Origin of the sequence: Pseudonocardia sp. P1, from assembly GCF_000178675.2 — a bacterium.
Lineage (GTDB): Bacteria > Actinomycetota > Actinomycetes > Mycobacteriales > Pseudonocardiaceae > Pseudonocardia.
On sequence record NZ_ADUJ02000001.1, the window covers coordinates 4,884,412 to 4,903,704 of the forward strand.

Consider the following 19,293-nt stretch of genomic DNA (forward strand, 5'->3'; position numbering starts at 1 on the left):
GGGCTCAGACCAGCGGCACCTGCGACGGCAGCCGCAGCACGTGCGCGACGTGCTCACCCGGGACCAGCCGGACGAAGTTGTACTCGCCCCAGCGGTAGGTCTCGCCGGAGATCTCGTCGTGCACGTCGACCACGTCGGCGTAGTCCAGGCCCAGCGCCGGCATGTCCAGCTTGATCGTGCCCTGCTGCGGGGAGAACGAGTCGAGCGTGCAGACGACCAGCACCTGGTCGCCGGTGGCCGGGTCGAGCCGCGAGTAGGCGATGAGCTGCTCGTTGTCGATCTCGTGGAAGTGCACCTCGCGCAGCTGCTGCAACGACGGGTGCGCGCGCCGGATCTCGTTGAGCCGGGTCAGGTAGGGCTCCAGCGAGCGGCCCTGGTTGAGCGCGGACTCGAAGTCGCGCGGGCGCAGCTCGTACTTCTCCGAGTCGAGGTACTCCTCGCTGCCCGGCTTCACCGGGGTGCCCTCGTACAGCTCGAATCCGGAGTAGACACCCCAGGTCGGCGACATCGTCGCGGCGAGCGTCGCCCGGATGGCGAACATCGCGGGCCCGCCGGTCTGGAGCGACTCGTGCAGGATGTCCGGGGTGTTGGTGAAGACGTTGGGACGGCACTCGTCGGCGTGCTCGGCGTGCATCGTCGCGAAGTCGGCCAGCTCCTCCTTCTCCGTGCGCCAGGTGAAGTAGGAGTAGGACTGGGTGAAGCCCAGCCGGGCGAGGCCGAACAGCCGGGCCGGGCGGGTGAAGGCCTCGGCCAGGAACAGCACGTCCGGGTGCTGCCGCTTGACCTCCCAGATCAGCCAGTGCCAGAAGTTCGGCGGCTTGGTGTGCGGGTTGTCGACCCGGAAGATCGTCACCCCGTGCTCGACCCACGTCAGCACCACGCGCAGGCACTCGGCGTAGATGCCGTCCGGGTCGCGGTCGAAGTTCAGCGGGTAGATGTCCTGGTAGCGCTTCGGCGGGTTCTCCGCGTAGGCGATCGTCCCGTCGGGACGCACGGTGAACCACTCCGGGTGCTCGGTGACCCACGGGTGGTCCGGCGCGCACTGCAGCGCCAGGTCCAGCGCGACCTCCAGCCCGAGCTCCCCGGCACGGGCGACGAACGCGTCGAAGTCGTCGAAGTCGCCGAGCTCGGGATCGATGGCGTCGTGCCCGCCCGCGGCGGAGCCGATCGCCCACGGCGAGCCGACGTCACCCGGCTCGGCGTGCACGGAGTTGTTGCGCCCCTTGCGATGCACCGTGCCGACCGGATGGATCGGCGGCAGGTAGGCGACGTCGAAGCCCATCCGCGCCACCCGGTCCAGCTCCTTGGACGACGTCGCGAACGTGCCGTGCACCGGCCGCCCGGTCTCGTCGCGGCCCCCGGTGGAGCGGGGGAAGAACTCGTACCAGGAGCCGTAGAGCGCACGACGCCGGTCGACGTGGATCTCACGCTCCGGTCCGCGGGTGATCAGTTCCCGCACCGGGCGCTCGGCCATGATCTTCGCGACGGCGTCGAACAGCGCGGGCGCGACCCGGGTCCGCAGCGGCAGCGCGGTGTCCCGGAGCGTGTTCGCCGCACCGAGGAGCAGGTCGCGGCTGTCCTTCTCGGACGGACGGCGGCCCACCCGGGACAGCAGCCGGGCGCCGATCTCGAGGTCGTTGGCGAGCTCGTCGGCGGACTGCCCGGCCTCGATCTTCTTCTCGACGCCCGAGCGCCACGTCGACCACGGGTCGCTCCACGCGTCGACCCGGAACGTCCAGCGGCCCTCCGCGTCGGGGGAGACCCACGCGACGAACCGGTCGGTGCCGACACCCTCGGGGCGCATCCGCACGTAGCGGGACTCGCCGGGGGTCCCGTCCGCCCCGAGCGGGGTGAAGACGACGTTGGCGGCGACCGCGTCGTGACCCTCGCGCCAGACGTTCGCGCGGATCGGCACGACCTCGCCGACGACGGCCTTGGACGGGTCGCCGGTCTCCACGAACGGAGTCACGTCATCGATTCCGAGCCGCCCCGTCATCGGACGTCACCCCCGGGTTCCTCGTCGATCGGATTGTGCACACCGGGACCTGTGTGGCGCGCGGGACAACCGTACCCATCCGGTCCAGTCCGGGCGCGGCGGGACACGGCCCCGACACCGCAGTTCGGCATCGGTTCAGTAGCCGTTCGTGACCGGATGGTGGCCGGACCGTGCGGGCCGGTCAGGCGCCCGGTCCCGGCAGTGCGGAGACGATCCGGTCCAGCAGGGCGATCAGGGTCTCGCGCTCGGCGCGGTCGAACTCCCGGTTCATCGGCGACCGCGCGGCGAGGCGCGCCCCGATCCGGTGCACGGCGTCCTCGCCCTCGGGGGTGAGGCGGGCGAGCCGCTGGCGCCGGTCGCCGCCGGGGACCCGCTCGACCAGGCCGCGGTGGCCGAGGTCGCGGGCGAGTCCCGACACCCGCGCCGGGTCGACGCCGAGCCGGTCCGCGAGCTCGCCCTGGGGAAGCGGATCGCGCAGCGTGCGCAGGTAGCGGGCCTGCAGCGGGGTGAGGTCCTCGTCGGCGCAGGCGGCGTCGAGCATCGCGGTGAGCCGGCCCGCGGCCAGGAGCACCGCCTCCCCGGCGCGGCGCCCGGTCGGGTCGGGGGCGTCCCCGGCGGACGGCGGGGTGCTCGTTGATCGGCTCACCGGTCGTCCCTCCCGTGGAGCAGTGTCCCGAGCGCCGGGACCAGCCCGGCGCGCCAGCATGCCGGATCGTGCCCGCCGCGGAACTCGTGCAGGCCGGCGAGGTCGCCGCGGGCCGCGAGGACGTCCGCGACCCGCCGGGTCGCATCGCGCAGCACCCACTCCTCGGAGCCGACCTCCAGCAGCACGCCGTGCGTCCGCGGCCCCGACGGGAGCACCGAGGTCAGCCACTCGCGGTCGTCGTGCGTGTTCGGCCACCAGAACGAGCCGGACTGGCTGAGGGCGAGACCGAACCGGTCGGGCGCGGCCTGGGTGGCGTACACGGCGGTCAGCCCGCCCAGGCTCTGCCCGGCGACGACGGTGCGCGCCGGGTCGACGGTGAGTGCCCGGTGCCCGGCCGCCCACCCGAGCACGTCCTCGGCCAGGAAGGCTGTGAAACCGGGATCGCAGCCCAGCTCCCGGGTCCGGCCGTCGCCGGGCCGGGCCGCGACGCCGACGGTGCGCACCGGTGGCAGCGCCGCGGCGGCGACCGCGCCGTCGAGCACCGCGGGGAGGCCGTCGGCGAGCCGGTGGTGCCCGTCCGTCAGGACGACGACCGGCAGCGGCTCGCCCGGGTCGGTGCCCGCCGGGTCGTGCAGCCAGACCGGCCGGCCGCCGAGGTCGCCGTGCAGCACCGTTCCCCGCGGCCCGCCGGGCCGGGGCGGTGCCGGGGCGCCGGGCAGCGAGGCGACCGAGGTCCCGTCGACCAGGTGCTCGCGGGCGAGCGGGTCCGGGCGGGCGGCCGCCTGGACGTCGAGGAACTGCGCCACCGCGGGGCGCCGGTGCCCGGGGACGGCGGCCAGCGCCCGGGCCCGGCGGCCACCGTCCGGTGCCGGGCCCGTCCCGGCCGGGCGCTCCGGGAGCTCGGCGACGCCGTAGCCCGCCCGCCAGTCCCGCGGCATCCGCAGGGTCAGGACCCACGCCCCGGGCAGCCGTTCCGCCGCGGTCGCCGCAGGGTGCGCGGCGTCGGCGAGCTTGTTCGGCAGCACGTGCACCTCGGCCGTCCCGGCCCGGTCCGGGACGACGAAGGTGACCGCGCACGTGCCGTCGCCGAGGTCGTCGACCAGCGGGGTGCCCGCCCGGCGGACGTGCGCGAGGAAGGCGTCCCGGTCGCCGTCGCGCAGCAGCCGGGCGACCGCGGGGCAGCGGTCCGCCGGCAGCCGCTCCGGTGGGGCCGGGCGGGGGACCTGCGGCGGGACCGCGAGCTCCGGCGGGACACCGGGTGGCGTGGGGAACATTGACGGCAGATTAGGCTTGCCTAATAGTACTGGCAATGAAGCAAGCTTCACACCGAGCGGTGCTGCTGCTGGCCGTCGTGCTCGGGCTCGTGGCCGGGTGCTCGTCGCCGTCCGGGGGGTCGGTGGCGGGCACCGACCCGGGCACCCGCACCGTCACCCACGCGCTGGGCACCGCCGAGGTCCCCGCGTCACCGCAGCGCGTGGTGTCGGCCAGCGTGACGATGACCGGGCACCTGCTCGCCCTGGACCTGCCGGTGATCGCGTCGGCCACCACCCGCCCCGGTGGCGGCACCGCCGACGGCAACGGGTTCTTCGTGGCCTGGGGCCCGCGTGCCGTGGAGCAGGGGACCGTCCCGCTCGGCGGCCCGACCGTCGACGTCGAGGCGGTCGCCGCGCAGTCGCCGGACGTGATCGTCGGCAGCGCGGTCGGCGCCGACGCCGTCACCCCCGAGGCCTACGCGCAGCTGTCCGCGATCGCGCCGACCGGCGTCGTCGACCACAGCTCGCTGTCCTGGCAGGAGCTGTCGGCCCGGCTCGGCGCCGATCTCGGCCGCGCCGACGAGGCGGCGGCCGCGGAGCAGGGGTTCGCAGCCCGGGCCGCCGAGGTGGGGCAGCGGATCGACACGTCTCGCGAGGCGGTCGCGCTGACCATCACCCCGGACGGCTACAACGTCTTCACCGCCGACTCCGCCCAGGGCAAGCTGCTGACCCAGCTCGGGCTGCGGCTGCGGCCGGTCGAGGCGAGCGGCCGCTCCGGGCTCGGGAACGCGGGGCAGCGCAGGGACGCCGTCCCGGTCGCGCAGGAGAACGCCGGGCAGTTCGGCGACGCCTCGCTGTTCGTCGTCAACGCCACCGACGAGCAGGTGGAGCAGCAGCGGGCGCGGCAGCCCCTGCTCGCCACGCTGCCGGCCTTCACCGAGGGCCGGGTGTACGGGCTGGGCCCGGAGTCGTTCCGGCTCGACCGGTTCGCCGCCGACGCCGTCCTGGACCGGCTGGAGGCCTCCGCCGGATGACGCGGCGTGGGGGCGGCCGGGCGCCCCGGAGCGCCTGCCGCGCCACGGGCGTCACGGCACTAGGGTCCGCGCCGTGAGAGCCCTCCGCCGATTCACCGTCCGTGCCCAGCTCCCGGGTCCGCTCGCACCGCTGCAGACCCTGGCCACGAACCTGCGGTGGACGTGGCACGCGCCCACACGCGACCTGTTCGCCTCGCTCGACCCCGACGCGTGGGACGCCTGCGGCCAGGACCCCGTCCGGCTGCTGGGCGAGATCCCGACCGGCCGGCTCGCCGAGCTCGCCGACGACGACGCCGTCGCCGGGCGGGTCGCCGAGCTCGCCGAGGACCTCGACCGCTACCTGACCGAGCCCCGCTGGTACCAGCAGGACCCGGACGCCGGCCTGCCCGCCGCCGTCGGGTACTTCTCGATGGAGTTCGGCGTCTCGGAGGTGCTGCCCAACTACTCCGGCGGGCTCGGCGTCCTCGCGGGCGACCACCTGAAGGCCGCCTCCGACCTGGGCGTCCCGCTGGTCGCCGTCGGGCTGCTGTACCGCTCCGGGTACTTCCGCCAGTCGCTGTCGCTCGACGGCTGGCAGCTCGAGCACTACCCGGCGATCGATCCGCAGGGCCTGCCGCTGCAGCTGCTCGCCGGTGCCGACGGCGCGCCGGTGCTCGTCGAGGTCGCGATGCCCGGCGACCGCACGCTGCACGCCCGGGTGTGGCTCGCCCGCGTCGGACGGGTGCCGCTGCTGCTGCTCGACACGGACATCGAGGAGAACGAGCCGGACCTGCGCGGCGTCACCGACCGGCTCTACGGCGGCGACCAGAACCACCGGATCCAGCAGGAGATCCTGATCGGTGTCGGGGGCGTCCGGGCGGTCCGCGCGTTCTGCGGGGCCACCGGCCACGCGGCCCCCGAGGTCTTCCACACGAACGAGGGCCACGCCGGGTTCCTCGGCCTGGAGCGGATCCGTGAGCTGTGCACCGGCTCCCCGGCGTCCCCGGCCGCGACCGCGCCGGGTACGAGCCTCGACTTCGACGAGGCGCTCGCGGCCGTCCGGGCCGGGACGGTGTTCACCACGCACACCCCCGTCCCCGCCGGCATCGACCGGTTCGGCCTCGATCTCGTCCGGCACTACCTGACCGACCGGCTCCTGCCCGGGCTCCCCGCGGACCGGCTGCTCGCGCTCGGCGCGGAGGAGGACCCGGAGACGTTCAACATGGCGCACATGGGGCTGCGCCTGGCCCAGCGCGCGAACGGCGTCTCGCAGCTGCACGGCGTCGTGTCCCGGGAGATGTTCGGCGGCATGTGGGCGGGCTTCGACCGCGACGAGGTGCCGATCGGCTCGGTCACCAACGGTGTGCACGGCCCCACCTGGGAGGCCCTCCAGGTCACCGAGCTCATCGGGTCGCCCGAGGAGCGGCCCGCCGAGGTGTCCGACGCCGACCTCTGGGCGCTGCGCAACACCCTGCGTTCCCGGCTGGTCGACGAGGTCCGCCGCCGGGTCCGCGCGGCCTGGCTGGAACGCGGCGCCTCCGAGCCGGAGCTGGGCTGGACCGACCACGTCTTCGACCGGGACGTCCTGACGGTCGGGTTCGCCCGCCGGGTGCCGACCTACAAGCGGCTCACCCTGATGCTGCGCGACCCGGACCGGCTGCGCGGGCTGCTGCTCGACCCGCACCGCCCGGTGCAGCTGATCGTCGCCGGCAAGTCGCACCCCGCCGACGACGGCGGCAAGGCCCTCATCCAGCAGATCGTCCGGTTCGCCGACGACGCCGGCGTCCGGCACCGGATCGTCTTCCTGCCCGACTACGACATGTCGATGGCCCGGTACCTCTACTGGGGCTGCGACGTGTGGCTGAACAACCCGCTGCGCCCGCTCGAGGCGTGCGGCACGTCCGGCATGAAGTCGGCGCTCAACGGCGGGCTCAACCTGTCCATCCGGGACGGCTGGTGGGAGGAGTTCTACGACGGCCGCAACGGCTGGGCGATCCCCACCGCCGACGGCGTCGAGGACCCCACGCGGCGCGACGACCTGGAGGCCAACGCGCTCTACGAGCTGCTCGCCACCCAGGTCGGGCCGGCGTTCTACGACCGCACCGACGGCGTCCCGGACCGCTGGGTGGAGATGGTGCGGCACACGCTCACCACGCTCCGCCCGAAGGTGCAGGCGACCCGGATGGTGCGCGAGTACGTCCAGGACTGGTACGCCCCGGCCGGTCGCGCCGCCGCCGGTGCCGCGGCCGACGACTACGCCGCGGCCCGGGACATCGCGCAGTACCGGGCCCGGCTGAACAAGGCCTGGAACCACGTCCGGATCACCGGCGTGGACGCCTCGGGGCTGCCCGACACCCCCGTCGTGGGATCGCCGATGACCGTGCGCGCGGGCGTGGACCTCGCCGGGCTGGAGCCGTCGGACGTGGTGGTGGAGGCCGTCGTCGGGCGTGTGGACGACACCGACGAGCTCGCCGAACCCGTCACCGTCGCCATGGAGCACCGCGGCGACGACAGCTGGGAGGTCGCGGTGCCCCTGCCGCACGCCGGGCTGACCGGGTACACGGTGCGGGTGTTGCCGCACCATCCGCACCTGGCGTCGTCCGTCGAGCTGGGGCGGATCGTGCTGGCGGGGTAGGCCCGGTCAGCCGCAGCAGCCTCCGCCGCAGCAGCCACCGCCTCCGCCGCCGCCGGCGGGGACCGGGGCGGGCGCGCCGCCACCCGGCGCGCGCCCGCCCAGCGAGACGGTGGAGAGGAGCTTGACCGTGTCGGCGTGGCCCTGCGGGCACGGCGCGGGGTCCGCGGCCGCGGCCATCGGCCGGTCCACCTCGAACGTTCCCGGCACGCCGCCGGAGGCGCAGACCCGGCAGCGGAACTCGTAGCGCGGCATGGGCCGATTATGTCCCGCCCGGGCCGCGCGCAGAACCACCGAGCACCGTCCGTGCCCGGACCACCCGCGCCGAGATGCAGCTCAGCGCTCCCGGGAGCCCCGGGCACAGCGCTGAGCTGCATCTCGGCGGGTGAACGGTTCAGCGGCTCCGCAGCAGGCGCACCGAGCGCGGCGGGAGCACGACGGTCGATCCGGCCAGGAGCGGGGCCGGGTCGGCCGGTTCGCCGTCGGGCGTGGTCGAGTCGAGGACCGGATCGAGGTCGTGCCCGTCCGGCAGGAGGCAGTCCACGGGCTCGTCACCGGCGTGCAGGAGCAGCAGCCAGTAGTCGGCGAGCAGCACCACGAGGGTCCGCCGCCCGCCGTCGTGCCAGTCCTCGGGCTCCATCGGCCGCCCGGACGGGTCCCACCAGAGGACCTCGCCGTCGACGTAGAACTGGTCGCGGTGCAGCACCGGCGACTCCCGGCGCAGCGCGGCGACCTTCGCGGTGAAGGTCTCCATCGCGGCGGTCTCGTCGGTGCCGGTCCAGTCCACCCACGACGTCTCGTCGTCGCGGCAGTACGGGTTGTTGTTCCCGCCCTGGGTGCGCCAGCGCTCGTCGCCGCCGGTGATCATCGGGGTGCCGATCGACAGCAGCAGGGTCGCCATCATCGCGCGCGCCGTCGAGAGCCGGGCGGTGCGGATGCCGGCGTCGTCGGTCTCGCCCTCCGCACCGAGGTTCTGCGAGCGGTTGTCGTCGGTGCCGTCGCGGTTGTTCTCGCCGTTGCCCTCGTTGTGCTTGCGCTCGTAGGAGACGAGATCGCGCAGGGTGAAGCCGTCGTGCGCGGTGACGAAGTTGACCGACGCCCACGGGCGGCGCCCCGACAGCGCGTAGATGTCGGAGCTGCCGGTCAGCCGCGACGCCAGCTCGGCGACGCCGCCGTGGCCGCGCCAGAAGTCGCGCACGGCGTCGCGGTAGCGGCCGTTCCACTCCGACCAGGCGACGCCGAAGCCGCCGACCCGGTAGCCCTCACCGGTCGCGTCCCACGGCTCGGCGATCAGCTTGCAGGTCGACAGCGTCGGGTCCTGCGCGATCGCGGTGAGCAGTGCCGAGTCGGGGGAGAACGGGCCGGAGCGCGGGCGGCCGAGCACCGAGGCGAGGTCGATCCGGAAGCCGTCGACGCCGTAGGCGTGCACCCAGTGCCGCATCGCGTCGCAGACCAGCCGGATGACCGTCGGCGACCCGGCGTCGAGGGTGTTGCCGGTGCCGGTGATGTCGGCGTCGTGCCCGGAACCGCCCAGCGAGTAGTACGCCGGGGCGTCCAGCCCGCGGTAGGACAGCGTCGTCCCGCCGACCCCGCCCTCGCAGGTGTGGTTGGGGACGATGTCCAGGATCACCTCGATCCCGGCCGCGTGCAGGGTGTCGACCAGGTAGCGGAACTCGGCGGTCTCGTTGCCGGGCACGGCCGCGTATCCGGGGTGCGGAGCGAGGAACCCGAGGGTGGCGTAGCCCCAGTAGTTCGCCGCGCCCCGCTCCAGCAGCGGCGGCTCCGGCGCGCTCGCCTGCACCGGCAGCAGCTCGACGGCGGTGATCCCGGTCCGCTGCAGCTGCGCGATGACGGCCGGGTGCGCCAGCCCGAGGTAGGTGCCGCGGTGCGCCTCCGGGACCTCCGGGTGGAGCTTCGTCCAGCCCTTGACGTGGATCTCCGAGATCACCGTGTCGGACCACGGCACGTCCGGCCGGGCCGGGCGGGATCCCCGCTCGGGGGCGGTGACCACCGACAGCGGGACGCTGCCCAGCGAGTCGACCGTGCTCGGCCGTCCGGACATGGGGTCGCCGTGCCACCCGCGGGCGGCGACGACGTCGGTGACGGTGCCGGTGACCCGCTTCGCGTACGGGTCGACGAGGATCTTGTGCGGGTTGGCGCGCAGCCCGTCGAACGGGCGGTAGGGGCCGTGCGCGCGGAAGCCGTAGCGCTGGCCCGGCTTCACCCCGGGGACGTGCCCGTGCCACACGCCGAAGGTGTGCTCGCGCAGCTCGACCCGTCTCTCGGTCAGTGCGCCGTCGACGCCGTCGACCAGGCAGACCTCGACCGTCTCTGCGCTGGTGGAGGCGACCGCGAAGCGGGTCCCGTGGTCGTCGGGGTGGGCACCGAGCGGGAAGACAGGCACGGTCGGCCAGGATAGGGGGGTGTCTTCCCCCGGGCTCCCGCACGCGAACGGTGTCACAGAGATCGACGACGACGACCTGGTGATCGGGATGGACGGTGCCACCGTCCGCCGCGGCACCACCACCCTGCTCGACGCCGTGGACTGGCGCGTCGAGCTCGACGAGCGCTGGGTCGTCCTCGGCCCGAACGGCGCAGGCAAGACGACCCTGCTGCGCCTCGCCGGCGCCGAGCTGCACCCGACGGCCGGGCGCGTCCACGTCCTGGGCGAGCGGATGGGCCGGGTGAACGTCTTCGAGCTGCGCCCGCGGATCGGACTGACCTCGGCGAACCTGGGCGTCCGGATCCCCGGGGACGAGAAGGTGGCCGACGTCGTCGTCTCCGCAGGCTACGGCGTCCTCGGCCGCTGGCACGAGGAGTACGAGAGCACCGACACCGGCCGCGCGCACCACCTCCTGGAGCAGCTCGGGATGGGCGGGTTCGGTGACCGCGCCTACGGGACGCTGTCCGAGGGCGAGCGCAAGCGCACCCTGATCGCCCGCGCCCTGATGACCGACCCGGAGCTGCTGCTGCTCGACGAACCCGCCGCGGGTCTCGACCTGGGTGGCCGCGAGGACCTCGTCGGACGCCTCGCCGACCTGGCCGACGACCCCTACGCGCCGGCGTCGGTGCTGGTCACGCACCACGTCGAGGAGATCCCGCCGAACTACACGCACGGGATGCTGCTGCGCGACGGCAGGGTCGTCGCCGCCGGCCTGCTCGACGACGTGATGACCTCCGGACCGCTGTCGGAGACGTTCGGGCTGCCGCTGGCCGTCGAGCGGCGCAACGGCGGCCGGTACACCGCGTACCGCCGGGACTGATCACACCGCCGGCCCGCGCGGGGGACGTTAGGGTCCGCGACGTGACCGAATTCGTGAGCCTGTCCGTGGACGACGGCGTCGGGACGATCCGGATCGACCGGCCGCCGATGAACGCCCTGAACCGGCAGATCCAGGGTGAGCTGCTGGAGGTGTCCGACGAGGCGGCGACGCGCGCCGACGTGCGCGCCGTCGTCGTGTACGGCGGGGAGAAGACCTTCGCCGCCGGTGCGGACGTCAAGGAGATGGCGTCGATGTCGTACTCCGACATGGCGCCGGTGGCCCGGAAGCTGTCCGCCGGGCTGGGGGCGATCTCGACGATCCCGAAGCCGACCGTCGCCGCGGTGACCGGCTACGCCCTGGGCGGTGGCCTGGAGGTCGTGCTCGGCGCGGACCGGCGGATCGCCGGGGACAACGTGAAGCTCGGCTTCCCGGAGATCCTGCTCGGCATCTTCCCGGGCGGCGGCGGCACCCAGCGCGCCGCGCGGCTGATCGGGCCGAGCCGCACCAAGGACCTGATCTACACCGGTCGCATGGTGAAGGCGGAGGAGGCGCTGGAGATCGGCCTGGTCGACGAGATCGTGCCGGCCGACGAGGTCTACACCCGCGCGGTGGCGTGGGCGTCGCAGTTCACGGCCGGTCCGGCGCTGGCCTACGCGGCGGCGAAGAAGGCGATCGACAACGGCCTCGACACCGACCTGCGCACCGGCCTCGACATCGAGTCGGAGCTGTTCGCCGGCGTGTTCGCCAGCGACGACGCGTCGACCGGCATGGCGTCGTTCGTGGAGAACGGCCCGGGGAAGGCCACCTTCACGGGACGCTGAACCGACGTTCCCCGCCCGGCGCCGCCGGGCGGGGAGGCGTCCCGCGCCGTGACCGAGCCCACCGACGGTTTCCGTCGGACCGTTCTGCAAAACTCCTACTCATGAGTTCGGACCCGGCGCCCACCCCGCACGCCACCGCCGAGCAGGTCGAGGCGGCCTGGCGCGACCCGAAGCTCGCGAACGTGCTCTACCACGACTGGGAGGCGGGCACCTACGACGAGAAGTGGTCGATCAGCTACGACGAGCGCTGCATCGACTACGCCGCCGGACGGTTCCGCGCCGCCGCTCCGTGGGACGGCCGCCCCTACCTGCGCGCCCTGGAGCTGGGCAGCGGCACCGGGTTCTTCCTGCTCAACCTCATGCAGGCCGGGGTCGCCGAGCGCGGCGTCGTCACCGACCTCTCGCCCGGGATGGTGCAGGCCGCCACCCGCAACGCCGAGGGGCTGGGCCTCGACGTCGAGGGCCGGGTCGTCGACGGCGAGCACATCCCGTTCCCGGACGACAGCTTCGACCTCGTCGTCGGGCACGCGGTGCTGCACCACATCCCGGACGTCGAGGCGGCGTTCCGCGAGATCCTGCGCGTGCTGGAGCCGGGCGGCCGGTTCGTCTTCGCCGGTGAGCCGACGACCGTCGGCGACGCCTACGCCCGCACCCTGGGGCAGTGGACCTGGAAGGCCACGACGACCCTCACGAAGCTCCCCGCACTGCAGAGCTGGCGGCGCCCGCAGCACGAGCTCGACGAGTCGTCCCGCGCGGCCGCGCTGGAGTCCGTCGTGGACATCCACACCTTCGATCCCGCGGACCTGGAGCGCACCGCGCGCCGGGCCGGGGCCGACGGCGTCCGCGCCTCCACCGAGGAGTTCTCCGCGGCGATGCTGGGGTGGCCGGTGCGGACCTTCGAGGCCGCCGTCCCGCCCGGCAAGCTCGGCTGGAACTGGGCGATGTTCGCCTACCACGGCTGGCAGCGGCTGTCCTGGGTGGACGAGCACCTGCTCTCCCGGGTGGTCCCGCGCAGCTGGTTCTACAACGCGCTGGTCACCGGCACCAAGCCGCGATGACGGCCGCGCGATGACCAGCCTGCCGGAACGGGCCCGGTCACGGGCGCGGGACGCCACACTCGTCGACGTGGAGCACCCGCTCGAGCCGTTCTGGCGCGGCATCATCGCCTACCGGCTGCTGACGCTGCTCACGGTCGTCGGGATCACGCTCTACCACCTGCGCACCGGCTACGTGCTGCCGCTGGCCGCGCTCGGCGTGCTGCTGGTGATGACGGTGTGGACGGCCGTGACGTCCTGGGGCTACCTCGGCGGCCTGCCCGGCAGCCCGGACCGCCGGGGCCGTCTCGCACTCGCCGATCTCGCCGTCTGCGTCGCGATCATGGCGACGACCCCGTGGATCGTCACCCGGGCCCACCTCGACGACGGTGCGCCCGGCATGGGCTCGATCTGGACCTCCGGCGCGGTCCTCGCCTGCGCGGTCGCGTTCCGGATCCGCGGCGGGGTGCTCGCCGCCACGGCGATCTCGGCCGCGCTGGTGCTGTCGAAGGAGCGCTTCGGCGCGCTCGAGCTGGGCGACATCCAGCTGCTGGTGCTGGCCGGGCTGACCGTCGGGTTCGCGTCGCACGTCCTGGAACGCACCGCGGCCCGGCTGCGCAGGCTCGCCGCGGAGCAGGCGGCGGCCGCCGAGCGGGAACGGCTCACCCGCGCGGTGCACGACGGCGTCCTGCAGGTGCTGGCGCACGTCCAGCGCCGCGGCGCCGAGCTCGGCGGGGGCGCGGCGGAGCTCGGGCTGCTGGCGGCGGAGCAGGAGACCTCGCTGCGCGCGCTGCTGTCCGGCCCCGGGACGACCGACGCGTCCGGTCGGCGGGACCTCGGTGCCGCGCTGCGGATCCTGGCGTCGGACCGCGTGACGGTCTCCGCGCCGGGCCACCCGGTGGAGCTGGCCGCCCTCGTCGTCGACGAGGTGGAGGGCGCGGTCCGCGCGGCGCTGGCCAACGTCGCGCTGCACGCGGGGCCCGGTGCGCGGGCCTGGATCCTGCTGGAGGAGCTGCCCCGCGCGATCGAGGTCAGCGTCCGCGACGACGGTCCCGGCATCCCCGACGGCCGGCTCGCCGAGGCCGTGGCCGAGGGCCGGATGGGGGTCTCGCGGTCCATCCGCGGCCGGGTCGAGGACGTCGGCGGTGCGCTGACCCTGGACACCGGGCCCGAGATCGGTACTGAATGGGTGATCAGGCTCGAACGGGGGGACACATGACCGAGGGCGGGGAGACGCCGATCCGGGTGATGGTCGTCGACGACCACCCGATCTGGCGCGAGGGCGTCGCACGGGACCTGACCGAGCGGGGGTTCGACGTCGTCGCCACCGCGCCGGACGCCCCGGCCGCCGTGCGGATCGCGGGCACGGTGCGGCCCGACGTCGTCCTGATGGACCTCAACCTCGGTGCGACGTCCGGGGTACAGGCGATCGCGGAGATCGCGGAGCGGAGCCCGGACTCGCGGGTGCTGGTGCTGTCGGCGTCCGGCGAGCACGCCGACGTCCTGGAGGCGGTGAAGGCGGGCGCGCTCGGCTACCTGGTGAAGTCCGCCGGCGTCGACGAGCTGCTGGAGGCGATCCGGCGCACCGCCCGCGGCGTCGCGGTGTTCACGCCCGGGCTCGCCGGGCTGGTGCTGGGCGAGTACCGACGTCTCGCCGAGACCCCGAAGCCCGCCGACGGCTCGCCTGCGGTGCCCGCGCTCACCGAGCGGGAGACCGAGGTGCTGCGGCTCGTCGCGAAGGGCATGACGGCCCGCCAGATCGCGGCGAAGCTCGTCGTCTCGCACCGCACCGTGGAGAGCCACGTGCAGAACACCCTGCGCAAGCTGCAGCTGCACAACCGCAGCCAGCTCGTCCGCTACGCCATCGAGCAGGGCCTCGCCGACTGACCGGGCGCGGGGGACACCCGGGTCACGATCCGGTCACGGGACCCGGCACACTCGGAGGCGCCCCCCGAACGACGCTCCCGCCCGGAGACGCCCGTGACCGACCCGACCGCGATGATCGGGTACGTGCTGGACAGCCCCTGGCTGCTGCCGCTGCTCACGCTCGCCGTGATCTGTGACGGGCCGCTGCCGTTCCTGCCCAGCGAGCCGGTGCTGTTCAGCGCCACGGCGACCGCCCTCGCCGACGGTGACCGCTGGCGGATCGCGGCCCTGTTCGGCGCCGCGCTGCTCGGGTCGCTGCTCGGTGACGGACTGCTCTACGGTGCGGGCCGCTCGTCGAACGCGGTGGTGCGCCGCCCCCGGCGCGACGACGGCATCGGCGCCTGGGTGCACCGCCACCTGCACCGACGCCCGGTCGTCGCGCTCGTGGCCACCCGCCTGCTGCCCGGTGGCCGGCTCGCGAGCGTGTCGGCGGCGGGCCGCGTCCGGCTCCCGTTGCGCGCGTTCCTGCCGGCGACGGTGGCCAGCTCGGTCGTCTGGAGCACCTGGATGACCGGGATCGGGGTGCTCGTGGGGCCCTTCACCCGCGGCGACCCGCTGCTGTCGGTGCTGGCAGGGTTCGTGCTCGCGACGATCGTCGCCGCCACCGCCGGGCTGGCCCGCCGGATCGTCCGGGCCCGCCGGCTCGCGACGGTGCGCTGACGGCACGACGCCCGGAGGGGTGGCGCCCGTTCGGGCGTCCCCGATGCGTTGCGCGGCATGCCAAGCTGTTCCGTCCGGCCGAGCGGACGGAACGGGAGACCTGCACGTGCGCGACGACCAGACCGTCCGTACCGGAGTCGTCGTCGTGGGGGCCGCACCCGTTCCCGCGGGTGCCGACGTCGTCGCCCGGGCCGGGCACGGGCCCGCCGAGGCGGTGGCCGCGACCGTCGCGCGGCTGGCGCCGTCGCTCGTCGTCGTCGGGCTCGGGGCCCGCGACGCCGGGCTCGCCGCGATCGCCGCGGTGCTGGCCCGCACCCCCGGGATCCCGGTCCTCGCCGTCGTGGAGCCCGGCGCCGACCACACCCTCGTCCTCGACGCCGTCCGCGCCGGCGCCACCGGCGTCGCGGCGACCGACGACCCGGCCGAGCTGGCCGGCATCGCCGCGGCCGCCACGGCCGGGCGGCCCGCGTTCTCCCCGGGGCTCGCCGCGGTGGTCCTGGAGTCGGTGGCGGCACCGGCGGTCGCGGTGCCCGCACTGAGCCCCCGCGAGTCGGAGGTGTTGCGGCTGGTCGTCGAGGGGCTCACCGCGAAGCAGATCGCGGGCCGTCTGGTGCTCTCGCCGCGCACCGTGGAGAACCACGTGCAACGGCTGCTGCGCAAGTTCGGCGTGCCCGGTCGCGGTGCGCTCGTCCGGCGCGCGATCGAGCACGGTCTCGCCTAGAGAGACCGGCCCGGCCGACGGGGTGCGTCGGCCGGGCCGGTCGGTGGTGCCGGTGGATCAGGCCGGGGTGTCGATCAGCTGCTTGGTGCTGCGGCGGAAGGCCCAGACCACGACCAGGGCGGCGAGCACGGTCAGCGGGGTGCCCATCGCGACCTTGGTGATCGCCAGCCAGGTGGTGGAGTCGGCGAGGTACAGCCACTCCTTGACGACGAAGCGGGCGCCGAAGACGGCGGCGGCGGCGAGGGTCGCGACGTCGTGGGCGCGCAGGACGGTCCGGTCGCCGCGCCAGTCGTGGGTGCCGCCGTGCACGGCGTTCCAGACCAGACCGCTCAGCGGGCGCCGGGCGAGTACGGAGCCGAAGGTGACGAGGAAGCCGGCGGCCGCGGCCCAGATCCCGATCAGGAAGAAGTCCTTGGCCGAGCCGGTCCAGGCCACGACCCCGGCGGCGACGGCGACGCCGGCCAGGCTGCCCGCCGCTGCGGTGAGCTTCTCGCCGCGCACCGTCCGGAAGACGGTCAGCGCCAGGCCGGAGCCGACTGCGATCGCGATGGTCAGGGGCAGGGACAGGAACGCGTTGGCGGTCACGAAGACCACGACGGGCAGCGTCGAGTAGACGAACCCCATCGGGCCGCCCATCTGGTCGAGCAGCGTCGGCTTCGGCTGCCCGGTGGCCGCCGTGGCGTCGGCTGTGTCCGCTGCGGCGGGGACCACCGGGATCGGCCGGGTCGCCACGTCGTCGATGCGGTGGGGGGCGTGGTCCTGGACGGTCATGGTCTTCGAACCTCTTCCGACGGGGAGCGGGGTGAGCTGTCCCCAGCAGAAGGTGTGCCGCTCCGGCACCCTCAACCCGATCGTGATCTACATCACATGATGAAGGCGGGTTCGACGGCCTCAGCGGTCGGAGCGGGCGTCGTAGAGCCGCCGGGACCACAGATAACCGACCGCTGTGACGGACAGGCACCACCCGACGGCGAGGGAGGCGCTGGTGCCCAGGTCGACCGCGTCCCCGGGGGCGCCCAGCAGTGCCCGCAGGGTGTCGATGACCGGGGTGAAGGGCTGGTACTCGGCGAACCAGCGCAACCCGGCGGGCACGACACCGGTCGACCGTCGACAGCCGCCCCTTCGGGATCCGGTGTCGTCGGAGTCTCCTCCGAGGTCGCCCACGGCCGCGCCGGTCCCGGGAACGACCAGCCTCCGGGCGCGCTGCGACCGGTGTCGTCCGCCATGGTCCGTCCCGACGTGGATCGACGTTGTCGAGTCCTTCGGCGAAGGTGGCCCTTCCGCCCGGGTCCGGCATAAGGATTGGCCGCCGGGGCGCAAACATCGTGCTCGGCCGGCGGTCACCGGCCGGGCAGAGGCGCATAACGGGAGGTAGCGCGCCCCACCCCGGGGTGCCTCGCCGAACAGGAGATCCGGTGACTCTCGCCGAACTGGTCCCGTCGCTGCGCACCACGCTCAACGCCCGCCTCGAGCCGGGGATCTGGCCGTCCACGTCCCGGACCACCTCCGCCGGGGACCTCCGTATCGGCGGCGTCGACGTCCACGAGCTCGCCAACCGCTTCGGCACCCCGCTGCAGGTCCTCGACAGCGCCGACATCCGGTCGCGCTGCCGTGCCTACCATGACGCGCTCCCCGGTGCGGAGATCATCTACGCCGGGAAGGCGTTCCTCTGCCGCGGCACCGCGCGCCTGGTGGCCCAGGAGGGATGCTCGATCGACGCCTGCTCCGGCGGCGAGGTCGCCGTCGCGGCCGCCGCCGGGGTCCCTGGTGAGCGCATCCTGCTGCACGGCACCGTCAAGACCGACGAGGACCTCAAGGCCGCGTTCGCCGCCCGGGTCGGGCGCATCGTCATCGACTCCGTCGGTGAGATCGACCGCATCGCCGCTGCGGCGCCACGCCGCCAGAAGGTGCTGCTGCGGGTACGTCCCGACATCGACGCCCGCACCCACCCGGGCCTGACGACTGCCACCGCGGACTCCTGGTTCGGCATTGCCGCCGGGGAGGTCCTCGCCGCGGTCGGCCGGATCCTGGCGCGTCCGCAGCTGCGCCTGATCGGCCTGCACTGCCATCTCGGCTCCCAGGTCTGCTCCATCAGCCGCTACGAGGCCGCCGCGACCCGGATGGTCGAGGTCCTCGCCGCCGTCCGGGCCCGCTACGGCCTCGAACTGCCCCAGCTCGACCTCGGTGGCGGTCACGCCGTCGGCTACGCCGAGGGTGAGCGGTCCACCGACCCGGTGTCGTTCGGCCGCGCGGTGCGCCGGGCCGTCTCCGGTGCGTGCACTGCCCACGGCATCGTCGAGCCGCAGCTGCTGGTCGAACCCGGCCGGGCGATCGTCGCGCGCGCCGGTGTGACGCTCTACCGGGTCGCCGCCGTCGAGCGCAGCGGCGGTCGCAGCACCGTGCTGGTGGACGGTGGCATGAGCGACAATCCCCGCCCGGCCCTCTACGGTGCCCGCTACCCCGTGCGGCTCGTGGGACGCGCCACCAGGGCCGACCTCGAGCCGATGCGGGTGGCCGGGCGGCACTGCGAGTCCACCGACGTCCTCGCCGACGCCGTGCGGCTCCCCGCGGACCTCACGGCCGGTGACGTGCTGGCGATGCCGGTCTCCGGGGCCTACCAGGCGTCGATGGCCTCGACCTACAACCAGATCCCCCGCGTCCCGGTGGTCGCCGTCAGTGGCGGTGCGACGCTGCCGTTACTGCGCCGCGACACCCCCGAGGACCTCCTGCGTCGCGACATCGGATGACGCTCACGACCGGCCGGGCGGCCGCACCGCCGCGCGAACTGCTGCTCGACGCCTTCGAGCACGTCCTGCTGGACGGGGGGCCGCGATGCGCGACGACCGCCGCGGTCGCGCACCGCGCCGGGATGTCGAAGGGCGGGCTGCTCCACCACTTCCCGTCCCACGCGACGCTGGTGCACGCACTCTGCCGGCGCCTGGAGGATCGAGTTGCGCTCGACCTGAGTCTCATGCGGGCCGCCCCGGCCGGGCGGGTGCGCCACTACCTGGGCACCTGCCTCGCCGAGGCGTCCCCGCTCAACCGCACCTTCGTCGCCGTCACCCGGCTGCGCGACGCCGCCGACCCCGAGGCCGGGAGCGTCCACCGCGCGGCGCTCCAGGCCTGGCGCACCGCGCTGCGCGAGGAATCCAGGTCCCGTGCGGACGCCGATGTGGTCCTGCTCGTCGGCCACGGTGCCCGCCACGGCGCCCTACCCCCACACGAAACCGGAACCGGCACCGGCCCGGCGAGCGCACTGGCCGAGGCCGTGGACGCGCTGCTGCTCGGCGGACCGTGCGAGCACCGTCCGGGGGCGCGGTGAACGAGG

The 19,293-nt window shown here is 74.5% G+C and carries 18 protein-coding genes; 11 read left to right on the top strand and 7 right to left on the bottom strand.

From position 1 onward, the window contains the following. Positions 1-4: 4 nt before the first annotated feature. From PP1_RS22540 to PP1_RS22550, 3 genes are all read right to left on the bottom strand, one after another. The gene (locus tag PP1_RS22540; RefSeq protein WP_010231999.1) at positions 5-1,996 is read right to left on the bottom strand and encodes an alpha-1,4-glucan--maltose-1-phosphate maltosyltransferase; all 1,992 of its coding nucleotides are present in this window, start codon (positions 1,994-1,996) and stop codon (positions 5-7) included. A 181-nt stretch (positions 1,997-2,177) separates the two neighbouring features. After that, complete coding sequence (locus tag PP1_RS22545; protein ID WP_075314647.1) at positions 2,178-2,642, bottom strand: MarR family winged helix-turn-helix transcriptional regulator; 465 nt, start codon at positions 2,640-2,642, stop codon at positions 2,178-2,180. After that, complete coding sequence (locus PP1_RS22550) at positions 2,639-3,916, bottom strand: alpha/beta hydrolase-fold protein (RefSeq protein ID WP_075314645.1); 1,278 nt, start codon at positions 3,914-3,916, stop codon at positions 2,639-2,641. Before PP1_RS22550 ends, PP1_RS22545 begins: the two co-directional genes overlap by 4 nt. Before the next feature lie 35 nt (positions 3,917-3,951). On the opposite strand from PP1_RS22550, the gene fepB reads away from it, so the two are divergent. Both fepB and glgP read left to right on the top strand, forming a co-directional pair. Next, positions 3,952-4,929: a Fe2+-enterobactin ABC transporter substrate-binding protein gene (fepB, locus tag PP1_RS22555; protein ID WP_033200244.1), complete on the top strand. Its 978-nt coding sequence runs from the start codon at positions 3,952-3,954 to the stop codon at positions 4,927-4,929. A 73-nt stretch (positions 4,930-5,002) separates the two neighbouring features. Beyond that, positions 5,003-7,543: an alpha-glucan family phosphorylase gene (gene glgP, locus PP1_RS22560; protein WP_010237371.1), complete on the top strand. Its 2,541-nt coding sequence runs from the start codon at positions 5,003-5,005 to the stop codon at positions 7,541-7,543. A 6-nt stretch (positions 7,544-7,549) separates the two neighbouring features. Here glgP and PP1_RS22565 read toward each other — a convergent pair whose 3' ends face one another. Next, entirely contained in the window at positions 7,550-7,795 is a 246-nt protein-coding gene (locus PP1_RS22565) for an FmdB family zinc ribbon protein (protein ID WP_060574997.1), read from the bottom strand. Positions 7,796-7,934: 139 nt separating this feature from the next. Further along, on the bottom strand, positions 7,935-9,944 hold the full coding sequence (gene glgX / locus PP1_RS22570) for a glycogen debranching protein GlgX (RefSeq protein WP_010240169.1): 2,010 nt from the start codon (positions 9,942-9,944) through the stop codon (positions 7,935-7,937). Between the two features lie 88 nt (positions 9,945-10,032). Between glgX and PP1_RS22575 the strand changes: the two genes are divergently transcribed. The 7 genes from PP1_RS22575 (at position 10,033) to PP1_RS22605 (ending at position 15,965) form a co-directional block, all read left to right on the top strand. Further along, positions 10,033-10,803 (top strand): ABC transporter ATP-binding protein, encoded by a 771-nt coding sequence (locus PP1_RS22575; RefSeq protein ID WP_060576476.1) that lies wholly within the window; start codon positions 10,033-10,035, stop codon positions 10,801-10,803. A gap of 41 nt (positions 10,804-10,844) precedes the next feature. After that, entirely contained in the window at positions 10,845-11,624 is a 780-nt protein-coding gene (locus PP1_RS22580) for an enoyl-CoA hydratase/isomerase family protein (RefSeq protein ID WP_010240165.1), read from the top strand. A gap of 101 nt (positions 11,625-11,725) precedes the next feature. After that, a complete protein-coding gene (locus tag PP1_RS22585; RefSeq protein ID WP_010240163.1) occupies positions 11,726-12,682 on the top strand; it encodes a class I SAM-dependent methyltransferase in 957 nt (318 codons plus the stop codon). Positions 12,683-12,692: 10 nt separating this feature from the next. Then, positions 12,693-13,877 carry a MacS family sensor histidine kinase gene (gene macS / locus PP1_RS22590; RefSeq protein ID WP_010240160.1) on the top strand — a complete coding sequence of 395 codons (1,185 nt, stop codon included), beginning with the start codon at positions 12,693-12,695 and terminating at the stop codon, positions 13,875-13,877. After that, entirely contained in the window at positions 13,874-14,545 is a 672-nt protein-coding gene (locus PP1_RS22595; protein ID WP_010240157.1) for a response regulator, read from the top strand. The genes macS and PP1_RS22595 overlap by 4 nt, the downstream gene beginning before the upstream one ends. Positions 14,546-14,638: 93 nt before the next feature. Next, a complete protein-coding gene (locus tag PP1_RS22600; RefSeq protein ID WP_010240155.1) occupies positions 14,639-15,244 on the top strand; it encodes a DedA family protein in 606 nt (201 codons plus the stop codon). A gap of 106 nt (positions 15,245-15,350) precedes the next feature. Beyond that, the gene (locus PP1_RS22605) at positions 15,351-15,965 is read left to right on the top strand and encodes a helix-turn-helix transcriptional regulator (RefSeq protein WP_075314643.1); all 615 of its coding nucleotides are present in this window, start codon (positions 15,351-15,353) and stop codon (positions 15,963-15,965) included. Positions 15,966-16,022: 57 nt separating this feature from the next. On the opposite strand, the gene PP1_RS22610 is transcribed toward PP1_RS22605, so the two are convergent. Together PP1_RS22610 and PP1_RS22615 are read right to left on the bottom strand one after the other, a co-directional pair. Then, the gene (locus tag PP1_RS22610) at positions 16,023-16,736 is read right to left on the bottom strand and encodes a DUF3159 domain-containing protein (RefSeq protein ID WP_010232496.1); all 714 of its coding nucleotides are present in this window, start codon (positions 16,734-16,736) and stop codon (positions 16,023-16,025) included. Positions 16,737-16,856: 120 nt separating this feature from the next. Next, complete coding sequence (locus tag PP1_RS22615; protein WP_010232495.1) at positions 16,857-17,057, bottom strand: multidrug ABC transporter permease; 201 nt, start codon at positions 17,055-17,057, stop codon at positions 16,857-16,859. A gap of 323 nt (positions 17,058-17,380) precedes the next feature. On the opposite strand from PP1_RS22615, the gene lysA reads away from it, so the two are divergent. Together lysA and PP1_RS22625 are read left to right on the top strand one after the other, a co-directional pair. Continuing rightward, positions 17,381-18,712, top strand: coding sequence for a diaminopimelate decarboxylase (gene lysA, locus PP1_RS22620; protein ID WP_010232494.1), 1,332 nt, complete (start codon positions 17,381-17,383; stop codon positions 18,710-18,712). Further along, positions 18,709-19,287, top strand: coding sequence for a TetR/AcrR family transcriptional regulator (locus PP1_RS22625; protein ID WP_010232493.1), 579 nt, complete (start codon positions 18,709-18,711; stop codon positions 19,285-19,287). The genes lysA and PP1_RS22625 overlap by 4 nt, the downstream gene beginning before the upstream one ends. Positions 19,288-19,293: the final 6 nt, after the last annotated feature.